Source organism: Candidatus Cloacimonadota bacterium (assembly GCA_034661015.1).
Taxonomy (GTDB): domain Bacteria; phylum Cloacimonadota; class Cloacimonadia; order JGIOTU-2; family JGIOTU-2; genus JAYEKN01.
This window is the reverse complement of the sequence record JAYEKN010000212.1, coordinates 1-11,301: the sequence shown is the minus strand read 5'-3', so window position 1 is coordinate 11,301 and position 11,301 is coordinate 1. Positions and strand designations below refer to the sequence as shown.

Genomic DNA, 11,301 nt, shown 5'->3' with positions numbered 1-11,301 from the left:
TGAATCAGTTGAGCTACAGCCATCAAAGCTTTCAAGTGATGTTCTCGCATATCTAATGTTCCGATTAAAAGAAAAACAGCTCTTACGGGTTTATTATTTTTTTCCCACCGGATACCTTGTTGAAGTCGAGCCAGAGCAATCTCAAACAAACCTTTTCCGGGAATGATAATATGCGGGATGGCTAACCCGGAAGTAATATTTGTTGATGAACTCTTTTCTCTTTTAATTAGTTCCTTAAGGATTTTATCGGAACTTAAGTCCAACCTGTTTGCCAGTCCATCAGATACCTTTTCCAAAAATTCTTGTTTCTCTATTTTTTCTTTGAAATCGAAAGCTATTCCGGATTTTACGGTTTTATCAAAAAAATCTTCTATAATATCTTCTCTGTTTTGTAATAATTCAAATAATTCTTCCTCAATATTTTTATGAGCTTCATCAGTTGAAATTTGCTTATTGAGAATATTTTTCGCCAGTATGATCAAAGCAGATTGTGAAAAATCTTTTTTACGAGCGTAAAAGAAGTAAGAGCCCAGACTTAAAAGGATAAAGAATAAGGTCATAAACATTATCTTATGGCCCATCTCGTTTATGAGGAGCATATAGAAAATAATTGCGATTATTTGGACATACGGAAAAAGTGGGGCTTTGAAAGTCGGCTTGTAATTTCGTAAATGAATATTCCTAATAATTAGTAAAGATAAATTATCCAGTATGAAAAGAAATAGCATTAAAGAGGATGCTACTTTGACCAGAGCTGTAATGCGTAAACCTAATATCGCAACAACAATAAAAACACCGGTAATAAGAATCGCTACATAGGGAGTTTTGTGTTTTTTGGAAAGTTTGGTAAAAGTTTCCGGAATCAAACCGTCTCTTCCCATTGCGAGAGGAGTACGAGAAGCAGCCATTATTCCGGCATTTGCGGTAGTCACATAAGCCAAAAAAGCTGCAAAGGCGGTAAATAAAACTCCAATGTTTCCGGCAAAGGATTTGGCAGCAGTTGTAACAGGGGTTAAATTACCAATCAAATCATTGTGTGGCAAAATTCCAACTACTATCGAAATAACGAGAAGATAAAATAGCATCATTACGAAAAATGCTAAAAACATTGCTCTGGGCAAATTTTTACCCGAATTCTTAATTTCTTCTGACATACTGGCAATTTTTGTTAATCCCCCGAATGAAATAAATACCATCCCGACTGCTGCAAAAAAAGCATCTCTACCGTTTGAGAAAAAGTTTTTATAAAAGGAAAAGTTTACTTCGGGATATCCTCTGATGATGAATATGGCAAGAATTGAAAGGAGCAAGAATACCAGTATGGTTTGAAGTTTACCGGAATGTTTTGTGCTCAGAAGATTTATCACCGTGAAAAAAACAGCAGCCCCGGCAGCGATTAATCTTATCTGAAATTCTGAGGTTTCAGGGATAATCAATGTCAGAAAAGTTCCGATACCTACAAGTGCAAAGGCACTTTTCATTGCAATTGAAAACCAGTTTGCAAATCCTGCGATCATACCTGTTTGTGGTCCCAAAATTCGCATAATATAAACATAAGCGCCGCCGGCTTTCGGCATTGCTGTAGCGAGTTCGGATTGCACAAACATTGTGGGAAGCATTAATAAACCGGCAACGAGGTAAGCAAGAATGATCGAGGGACCGGTTTGGGCATATACAATTCCGGGTAAAACGAACAAACCGGAACTTATCATTGCACCCGCAGCAATACTAAAGGCAGTGGGTAAAGAAATACTTTTTTTTAATTTCATAAAATCATTTACTCGTCAAATTCCAAACCCCATCCCAGTCCGTATTAACAGCCCCGAGCAATTCTTCACATTTTTTTCTATAAACGGCAGCAACCGGATCATCTTTGCATTTTTTAAAACTCTGCAGAGCTTTCTTCCAGTTTTTTTGCTTGCAATATTCGATTCCTTCATTATAGTATAAATATATTTCGTCAAGTGTCTCATCGGCAAATCCCAAAGGCTCAAAAACCGTAATCGGAGCTTTTCTGCCAACAACCGAGATCTTGCCGATTTCTCTGCCGATGAAATTATTTGATACCCTCTCCCATGTAACTTCCGAAACCATGAAATAGGTTCCAAATGCTTTATTGGCACCTTCAAGTCGTGAGGCGAGATTCACTGCATCCCCGAGCATTGTATAATCAAATCGTTTTTTTGAACCCATATTACCAACGACCACCTCGCCGGTATGAATGCCAATTCTTGCTTTGAAAACGGAGCCGGATATTTTTTCAAATTCAGCCTGACGTTCTTCTAATTTTCTGCTGCAACGTAGAGCAGCCGAGCAACATCTGATGGGATGATCAAATAAATCCAAAGGGGCATTCCAGAAGGCAATAATTGCATCACCTTCATATTTATCCAAAGTTCCTTCCTCTTCCAAAATTATGTCTGTCATATCCGAAAGATAATCGTTCAATAAATTTGTCAATTTGCGAGGATTTAGATGCTCGGAAATTCCAGTAAAGCCCTGAACATCTGAAAAAAATATGGTCAATTCTTTTCTTTCTCCACCCAATTTTAATTGGGAAGGATCTTTCAATATTTTATCTATAACTTGCGGACTTAAATAATGAGTAAAAGCCTGTTTTATGAATTTTTTCTGCTTCTGCTCCAAATAATATTGACGAACGAGATTCCCGAGAAATGCAAGGATTATCATGGAAGGAATTTCCGTAATATTCAATATTAAATTTTTTTGAGCGAACAAATAATAAACCAAATAGCCGTATGCAATGATCAAGAGGATAGACAGCCCCGCATTAATTCCCGGCTTAAAAAAGGTATAAATTGAATTAACGGCAAAGGATAAAATTAGCAAAATAATAAGAAAATAAAGGACACTGAATTGATTAATTGAGTTTTTATGAAGGATCATTTCCAAAAAATTTGCATGGATTTCTACACCGGGAGTGAGCTTTTTCTCCCTTTCAAAATTGTAAAAAGGAGTAGGAAATATATCATGTAATTCTTCGGCAATCAAACCCACAAGAACAATTTTATCTTTAAATGTCTGATCGTTGAGATAATAATCAAAAGAATTTATCTGCTCTCCACCCAAATCTTTTTCTGAATTTACGGTAAACGAAGAATCGTCAACGACTGAATCCATGCTATAATACGGAAATGTATTTGCCGGACCGTAATAATTGATGAATGCCGTATTGCTTTTATATTTCGAGAAAAGAAAATGACCGATTCCGAATTTATCGAAAGAATTCGTCATATTGGGTTGATCGTTGTATTTCAGTGCTAATAATTTTTGCAGAACCTTCACTCCGAGTGAATAATAAACCTTATTATCAAATTTTGAAAAAAGAGTAGATTGACGAACAAAACTATCATCATCCTGTGAAATTCCTACTAATCCCCAGTCAATATTTCGCTTTGTGAATACCTTGAGGGGTTTTAAAATTCGCATATTTTTGGCATTTTCATTCGTTTGCATAACGAGTTTTCCCGCAAGTATGATATTATCATATTTTGCAGCTGCCTCTGCAAAAACATCGTCCTGTTCGGGAACGGTGGGTTCTGTGAATTCAATATCAAAGGCGATTATTTTTGCACCGGCTTTGTTCAAATTTTCTATCAATTTTGCATAATAGCTTCTTGGGAATGGCCATTGCCCGAGTTCCTGAAAGTCTTGATCACCAATTGCAACGATAACCACATCATCGGAAATCGGTTTTTCGCCACGCATGGTAAAATTTGTATCAATCCATTTTAGTTCAATATTTTTATAAATCGAAGTAAAGGATAAAATAATTGTTATTGCAAAAATAATCAAACTAAAAAATAGGATAAATTTAAATTTTTTCATATTCACTCCATTTTAAAATCTTTTTCACTAATTTTTCTAATCAAATCGTCAAAACCTACATTAATCGCTTTTGCTGCCATCGGAACAAGACTCAGATTCGTCATACCCGGTAAAGTGTTCAACTCCAAAAAATAAAACTTCTTTCCGTCAAATCGGAAATCCACTCTGGCGTAATCTGCACAATCCATTTTCTTGAACATCATTTCCGCATATTTTTGTACTGTTAGAGATTGCTCAGCATCAATATTTGCAGGTGATTCATAAACGGTTTTTCCTTTGGTGTATTTGTGAATATAATCGTACCAGCCGTTATCCGCAATTATCTCCACCACAGGCAAAGCAGATTGTCCCAGAATTGCCACAGTGATTTCCCGATTAGGAATAAATTTTTCTATTAGAACACACGCATCAAACTCAGCTGCTTTCTCAATTGCGGGGAATATTTCTTCCCGATTTGTTACAATGGAAATTCCCACCGAAGAACCGGATGAATTTGGTTTTATCACAATCGGTAATCCGAGAGAATTGATAATTTTATCTTCAGATATTTTATCACCTTTTTCATACTTCAAAAAATCGGGAACCGGAATACCTAAATTTTTTGCAAGAAGTTTACTTTGAATTTTATCCATTGCAATTGAACAGGCTTTTTTTCCAGAACCTGTAAAAGAAATGTTATGAGCCGTTAGAATTCCCTGTATATTTCCGTTTTCTCCATCCCCGCCATGCAAACCGTTAAAAACAATAGTCGGAGCAATTTTTTGGAGTTTCTTTATCAGGGAGTTATAATTAACTTTCCCATTTTCCAGAAAATTATACGGATCAACAATCTCAAAATTTTTACCGAGTCTTTTGAAAGCATTTTCAACGGCGGAACAAGTATGAAGAGAGACTTCTCTTTCTTCAGATATTCCGCCTTTTAATAAAACGATTTTATCCATTGTGTTGGCTATTTTCTCAATATTTTTTCTGTTTCAAGCGCGATCATAAGTTCTTCATTCGTGGGAATTTTGAGCAGTTTAACTTTGGATTCTTCTCCGGTAAAATCTAATATCTCATCAGATTTTATATCATTTTTTTCATGATCTATTTCGATGCCGATTGCTTCCATATCCTTAAGCACCATTTCTCGTAATATCGGCATCTTCTCACCAACTCCACCTGTAAAAATCACGGCGTCAACACCATTTAAGACAGCAAAATATGAACCGATATATTTTTTGATCCTATAAGCGTAAACAGATAGAGCCAGAATTGCTTTTTCGTTGCCCTCGGCAAATTCATCCTCAATAACTCGCATGTCATTACTCAGTTCGGATAGACCGAGAATACCGCTTTTCTTATTCAAAATATGATTCACTTCTTTTGAACTTATATTAAATTTATCCTGCAAAAAAAGTGGAATTGCGGGATCTATATCTCCACAGCGAGTTCCCATGAGTAATCCTTCAAGAGGAGTGAAACCCATAGAAGTATCCATGGATTGACCATTCCGAATCGCGGTGATAGAAGCACCATTCCCAAGATGGCAAGTAATGAATTTCATTTTGGAAAAGTCTCCTTTCAAATATTCTGCTGCTTTTTGAGCCACATACAGGTGAGATGTTCCATGAAATCCGTAGCGTCTGATTTTGTGTTTACTATAATATTCCAGAGGGATTCCATAAAGAAATGCCTTTGGGGGAAGAGTTGTGTGAAAGGCTGTATCAAAGACTCCACATTGAGGTATCCCCGGTAAAATATCTTTGCACGCTTCCACTCCTTTAATATTGTGGGGATTATGCAAAGGTGCCAATTCCACGCAATCATACATTGTTTGAAGCACGTTATCATTAATTTTTACTGAACCTGAAAATTCTTCACCACCGTGAACTAACCTATGACCGATAGCATCGATATCATCCCTATTTTTAATTACACCGTGTTCTTTATGCCTCAATTCTTTGAAAATAAGTTCGATTGCCTGCGTGTGATTTTTTGCTAAGAGTTGCACTCCTTTTTTCTTATAGTCTTTTGTTTTATAAGTAAGATATGAGATTTCTTCGCCAATCCTTTCTATCAAGCCTTTTGCCATAACATTTTTCGTGCTTGTTTTAATGAATTGATATTTGATTGATGAACTTCCACAATTAAGAACAAGTATTTTCATTTTATTTCTCCTACAGTATTTTTTATTTAAAAATTGTATTTATTTCATAGTTTGCACTATCGGGGCAATCTGAAGAGTGAACAGCATTCACCCGATAATCTGTCCCGAATTTATGTCTAATCGTATTTTCAGCTGCTTTTGTTGAATCGGTATTACCGCATAGTTTGTGTAAAAGTTTAATTGCATTTACTCTTTCAAGGACTAACGCAACGATATTACCGCTTGTCATGAATGCAATCAAATCATTATAAAAATGTTTTTCTTTATGAACTGCATAAAATTTACTTGCTATTTCCTTATCCATCCTTAGCATTTTCATTTTTAAAATTTCAAAATTGCTTTCTTCCAATATTGAGATAATCTCGCCAATCACATGCTTCTTAACTGCATCCGGTTTGATCAAACATAATGTTTTTTCCTTACTCATGATAATTCACATCCTTATTTTAATAACAAAATTGATTATTATCAACTCAGCAGCATTTCAATTTTCGTCAAGAATTCTGATAATAAAAAAAATTTTTACGCAACTTAAGTCCTAAAAATCCATAATTTTTATCTGTTTTGTGATTCTTCATCAAATTTAGTGAGTTAGAATTTCCCACCTTTTGCTCTAAATTTTGTTTTCCGGACAATACGAGAAACCGGTGAGGGCGATAAATCCAATAATCTTTATGTTGCAACCGCTAAATGTCCGCTCCGCAATAAAACCCTTGACACTAAACATCTCTTATAATAATTCCTTACCCAATGAATCTGGCATCGAGGGTGCTCCTTTGTTCTATTTTTGATAACAAAATTTGTGCATCGTCGGATTCTTGTTAAGTTTTTACCCATAGTGTATGAAAAAGAGCCTTAAAACACAACTTATTAGGTAAGGAGTTTTGAATGACAGATAGAATAACAGATCCGGAAGTAATGAACGATGAATCCAATTTTGATATTACTTTACGACCAAAAAAATTGGCAGATTTTATCGGGCAACATAAATTGAAAGAGATTCTTTCGATCACTATACAAGCAGCCAAAATGCGAAATGAAGCGATTGATCATGTGCTTTTCTACGGACCTCCGGGACTTGGAAAAACTACGCTTTCATATATTATTGCCAACGAATTGGGAGTCGAACTCAAGACGAGTTCCGGACCTGCAATTGACAAACCCGGAGATCTCGCAGGAATTCTAACAAATTTGAATAATCAAGATGTGTTTTTTATTGATGAAATTCACAGACTCAATCATGTTGTGGAGGAATATTTGTATCCGGCGATCGAAGATTTCAAACTGGAGATTATCATAGATCAGGGACCCAGTGCACGATCTTTGAATCTCAGCCTCGATCCTTTTACAATGGTTGGTGCTACCACGCGTGCCGGACTTATTACCGCTCCGCTCCGAAGCCGATTCGGTCTGGTTTTGCATCTTGATTATTATTCACACGATGAAATATTTCAGATAGTGAAACGCTCTGCTCATATTTTAGGTGTAAAGATTGAAGAAGACGGGGCAATGGAACTTGCTTGTCGTTCACGTGGAACTCCTCGAATTGCAAACCGACTTTTACGTCGTGTGCGTGATTATGCTCAGATTAAGGGTGATGGAAACATCACACAAAAAATTGCTTTACTTGCCTTGGAAATGTTGGAAGTGGATGAAATGGGTCTGGACGAGATGGACAAAAAGTTGATTACCACCATAATTGATTTTTATGAAGGTGGACCGGTTGGGCTAAAAACCATTTCAATGGCAATTGGTGAAGATCCGGGAACTATCGAAGAAGTTTATGAACCGTATCTCCTTCAGAAAGGATTTATAAAACGTACTCCCAAAGGCAGAGAAGTAACTCATCTCGCTTACGAACATTTTGGAAAAAAAATTGGGAAGAAAAATTCTTCCCAAGAAAATTTGTTTGATAAATAGCAGATTTAATCAGTGGTTATTTTTCCTTCTGAGTGCAAATAAGCACTCCCAAAATATCACCTTTTAATTCCACAGGCAAACAGATCAGATTGGCTTCACCCGTTTCAAAAAGATTGTAGGTATCCGCTTGCATCTTAGATTCTTGAAGGCAATTTTTGATTGAGTTATCGAGAATCAGATTTTTTTTCAAATGGTAATTATAGCCGATTATACTATTCCCTTTTGGAAAACCACTGATGATTGTGCCGAGTGAATCTGCAAATTGAAGTGAATATATTTCGGGGTTTTGGTAAAATATATCTTCAAAAATAATCTGCTGGTTTTCGATATTATTCTCTAAAACAGCATTAAGAAGTGTATCTTTTACAGCAATACTTCTTAGAGAAGCAAGCAGAAAAACCCCTTTATTTTCATTTTTTCTAATTTTATTAATATTTCTCGTGAGTACTACCCAAATTCTTTCACCATACAATTCCAAGTATTCCCAGCAAAAAAGAGTACTAACGGATTTCCCCTTGTAACTATATAATTCGGTTTGATAACCACTGCTATTTTGAACCATCATTTTAAAGAGGTCGTCAAAAGCAGGAATATGTGTGCCGTCGGGAAGATCGGAAAATTCGGAACCTTTCCACTCCGGATCGGAATGAAAGAGAACTTCATGGTCTCGGAGCGTGATGATCATTTGATACGGTAAAGGGAAATATTGTTTTGCCAGATTTCCAAACAATTCATCATTATTAACTTTTACAAAAAGAAGATGCTCGGAAAGGTTCATATCATCAACAATAGGTAACAATAAATAGAGGTCTTCACTCGGAGATAACGTCATAAGAGTTGGAGATGAATAATTGGAAAATTTTTTTGAGATTTTATTTTTTGCCAAGATATTTGTAAAATTTGTTACATCAAGATTATCCGGAAAATATTTTGGAATATCACCCGATTTGCTAAAAAGAATGCATGTTTCCGCAAAGGGAAATTTGTCTTGGAGGTCAATAAAATTTTTAGCCGAAACATCTTCCAGATCATTTATATTATTTTCAACAAATTCTACGAAAGTGATGATTGTTTCTTGGAGATTATTTGCACAAGTGGTTGCATATTCTATTTGTGTAGTTTGCTGATCTTCCTCGAATTGCGAGCTACATCCGGCAATCAAACTAACGATTACTATGAAAATTACTGTTATATATTGGGGGGGGATTTTTATTTTCATAGAGCTATGAAATTTAAACTTGTAATTTGTTGTCAATTTTTCTTACCTATTATCCTCATGATTTCAGTGGCTGCTTCTTCAATGGATTTGGAAGTAACATCCACCATATCCCACCGATGTTTCACATAATATTTCATACTAAAGTTCATTTCACTTCTTATTTTACCCAAATCCACATAGTCCGTTAATTCGGTATGAAGATAACGACTTGCTCGAATTTCACGAATTTTTTTTAATCTGGAGGGAGAAACAAAAAGTCCGATTATTCTATTTTTATTGATTTCTTGCAATTCTAAGGGGGGATCGAATCCAAGGATTATGGGAACATTTGCCACGCGGTAATTACGATAGGCAAGATAGATACTTATTGGGGTTTTTGAAGTTCTGCTCGGCCCTACCAGCACAATTTCTGCTTTTGCAAGATTTTCAACTTTTTTACCGTCATCATGCTTCACTGCAAAATCAATACATTCGATTCTAGCATAATAATCTTTATCCAAATGGCGAAATAATCCGGGAACAGCCATGGGGGAAATTTCAAGATAATCAGTAAGTCTGGTTAGCAAGGGACCCAAAACATCTATTGTAGGAACAGCAGCCGCTTTGCCCGTCTTGTTAATATCTTCACGAAGTTCCTCGGACACGAGAGTATAGACTATTATTCCATCCACACTCATAACTTCCGAAACGATTTTGTGAATATCCTCTTTTGTGCGTATATAACGAATATTGTGAAGGGTGACCGAGGTTTGTTTGAACTGGCTTAAACCCGCTTTTACAACCGTTTCTGCGGTAGAGCCTGTTGCATCTGATACGATAAAGATATGGCGTTTTTTGTGAGTGTTTATTTCGTCAAACATTTTCACCTCTTCTATAATTTGTTACATTCATTTTTGATATAACATTTTGAACATAAAGGTTTTTTACGGCAAAAATCTTTCCCCAATTTTACTAATAAAGCATGGAATTCATTGAATATTTTTTCGTCGGATATTAACCGATCCTGAAAATATTTTTGAGCCTCTTCGTAGGAAATTTTCTCGTTCCAAAATCCTAACCTTTGTCCGATTCTTTTGGTATAAGCGTCAATTACAAAAACGGGTCTCTCAAAAGCATAGAGCAAAATTGAATCTGCAGTTTCCGGACCAATTCCATTTATAGAGAGAAGCTGTTCGCGGAATTTTGTTGTTTCCAAATTACCCAAATCGTTACTATTAACAAAATATTCCGCCACTTTTTTCAGACGCTCTGCTTTTTGGTTATAATATCCCGATGAATAAATAAGTTGAGCCAATTCATCAGTTCCTGTTTTCAAAATTGCCGAGAAATCTATAAGATCATGTTTTCGCAAATTATCAATAGATTTTTCCACATTTTTCCAGTTTGTATTTTGGGTAAGTATCGCCCCAACAATAATTTCCGGCAGAGTTTCCCCAGGCCACCAATTCTGATGCCCAAATTTTATTAATAGCAGATCGAACAGATCTTCTACTTGCATTAAAATTATTTACTAATAGCTCAAAATCTGAGCGAGATTTTCCAACGCCTCAATATAACCCTGAACCCCAAGACCGGCAATCACTTTTTGACAGGCGAGTCCGGTAAGAGAATTTCTTCTGAATTCTTCCCTGTGATATATATTTGAAAGGTGGACTTCCACTGCGGGAAAACTCACTGATTTAATACAGTCATAAATTGCTATGCTTGTGTGAGAATAAGCAGCCGGATTGATTATCATACCATCAGCCCATTCTGAATTCGTTTGAATGAAATCAATAATCGCTCCTTCGGAATTGTTCTGGAAAAATTTTCCTGCCCAACCTCTGTCTCTGAGCCAGTCGTAAATAAGAGCGGTTAAATCCGCAAGAGTTTGCTCTCCATAAAGTTTCATCTCTTTTCTGCCCAAAAAATTAAGATTCGGACCATTCACAATTAGAATATTTTTTTTCATTTTATACCTCAATTATGGAAATTAATATTACAATTTATCTTTTTTCTTTTTGAAGGATATGAATTCTTACTGTCAAGGTTTGAAAGATATTTTTTGCGGATGAGTTTTTTCATTTCACCACTCCATTTTCCCTCAAAATCCCATTTCGTCCAAATCATCTTCTGAAATCAATATTCTCCTTGCTTTACTTCCCTCGCTTCCGCCTACGATTCC

10 protein-coding genes are annotated in these 11,301 nt (G+C 35.9%); 1 reads left to right on the top strand and 9 read right to left on the bottom strand.

Translation table 11 applies throughout. From position 1 onward, the window contains the following. The 5 genes from U9P79_08160 to ndk all read right to left on the bottom strand — a co-directional run. Positions 1-1,769: amino acid permease (locus U9P79_08160; GenBank protein MEA2104596.1), on the bottom strand; the 1,769-nt coding region annotated here is incomplete at its 3' end. Positions 1,770-1,773: 4 nt separating this feature from the next. After that, entirely contained in the window at positions 1,774-3,849 is a 2,076-nt protein-coding gene (locus U9P79_08155) for an adenylate/guanylate cyclase domain-containing protein (GenBank protein MEA2104595.1), read from the bottom strand. Positions 3,850-3,851: 2 nt separating this feature from the next. Next, the gene (locus U9P79_08150; protein ID MEA2104594.1) at positions 3,852-4,790 is read right to left on the bottom strand and encodes a D-alanine--D-alanine ligase; all 939 of its coding nucleotides are present in this window, start codon (positions 4,788-4,790) and stop codon (positions 3,852-3,854) included. Between the two features lie 8 nt (positions 4,791-4,798). Further along, on the bottom strand, positions 4,799-5,998 hold the full coding sequence (locus U9P79_08145; GenBank protein ID MEA2104593.1) for an acetate kinase: 1,200 nt from the start codon (positions 5,996-5,998) through the stop codon (positions 4,799-4,801). 22 nt (positions 5,999-6,020) lie between these two features. Beyond that, positions 6,021-6,425, bottom strand: a complete 405-nt coding sequence (ndk, locus tag U9P79_08140; GenBank protein MEA2104592.1) for a nucleoside-diphosphate kinase — start codon at positions 6,423-6,425, stop codon at positions 6,021-6,023. Positions 6,426-6,886: 461 nt separating this feature from the next. Between ndk and ruvB the strand changes: the two genes are divergently transcribed. Further along, a complete protein-coding gene (gene ruvB / locus U9P79_08135; GenBank protein MEA2104591.1) occupies positions 6,887-7,918 on the top strand; it encodes a Holliday junction branch migration DNA helicase RuvB in 1,032 nt (343 codons plus the stop codon). Positions 7,919-7,934: 16 nt separating this feature from the next. Here the strand turns inward: ruvB and U9P79_08130 are convergent, their stop codons facing one another. Genes U9P79_08130 through U9P79_08115 form a run of 4 tightly spaced genes read right to left on the bottom strand, consistent with a single transcriptional unit; the run spans position 7,935 to position 11,088 of the window. Further along, positions 7,935-9,137, bottom strand: coding sequence for a hypothetical protein (locus U9P79_08130; protein MEA2104590.1), 1,203 nt, complete (start codon positions 9,135-9,137; stop codon positions 7,935-7,937). Between the two features lie 32 nt (positions 9,138-9,169). Further along, a complete protein-coding gene (locus U9P79_08125) occupies positions 9,170-9,997 on the bottom strand; it encodes a pyruvate, water dikinase regulatory protein (protein ID MEA2104589.1) in 828 nt (275 codons plus the stop codon). Positions 9,998-10,008: 11 nt separating this feature from the next. After that, positions 10,009-10,635, bottom strand: coding sequence for an endonuclease III domain-containing protein (locus tag U9P79_08120; GenBank protein ID MEA2104588.1), 627 nt, complete (start codon positions 10,633-10,635; stop codon positions 10,009-10,011). A 12-nt stretch (positions 10,636-10,647) separates the two neighbouring features. Further along, positions 10,648-11,088 (bottom strand): type II 3-dehydroquinate dehydratase, encoded by a 441-nt coding sequence (locus tag U9P79_08115; GenBank protein MEA2104587.1) that lies wholly within the window; start codon positions 11,086-11,088, stop codon positions 10,648-10,650. Between the last annotated feature and the right edge of the window lie 213 nt (positions 11,089-11,301).

Bases quoted from the DNA above. Each gene is read 5' to 3' on its own strand.
- U9P79_08155 (MEA2104595.1), bottom strand. From the start codon at position 3,849: ATGAAAAAATTTAAATTTATCCTATTTTTTAGTTTGATTATTTTTGCA.
- U9P79_08150 (MEA2104594.1), bottom strand. From the start codon at position 4,790: ATGGATAAAATCGTTTTATTAAAAGGCGGAATATCTGAAGAAAGAGAA.
- U9P79_08145 (MEA2104593.1), bottom strand. From the start codon at position 5,998: ATGAAAATACTTGTTCTTAATTGTGGAAGTTCATCAATCAAATATCAA.
- ndk (MEA2104592.1), bottom strand. From the start codon at position 6,425: ATGAGTAAGGAAAAAACATTATGTTTGATCAAACCGGATGCAGTTAAG.
- ruvB (MEA2104591.1), top strand. From the start codon at position 6,887: ATGACAGATAGAATAACAGATCCGGAAGTAATGAACGATGAATCCAAT.
- U9P79_08130 (MEA2104590.1), bottom strand. From the start codon at position 9,137: ATGAAAATAAAAATCCCCCCCCAATATATAACAGTAATTTTCATAGTA.
- U9P79_08125 (MEA2104589.1), bottom strand. From the start codon at position 9,997: ATGTTTGACGAAATAAACACTCACAAAAAACGCCATATCTTTATCGTA.
- U9P79_08120 (MEA2104588.1), bottom strand. From the start codon at position 10,635: ATGCAAGTAGAAGATCTGTTCGATCTGCTATTAATAAAATTTGGGCAT.
- U9P79_08115 (MEA2104587.1), bottom strand. From the start codon at position 11,088: ATGAAAAAAAATATTCTAATTGTGAATGGTCCGAATCTTAATTTTTTG.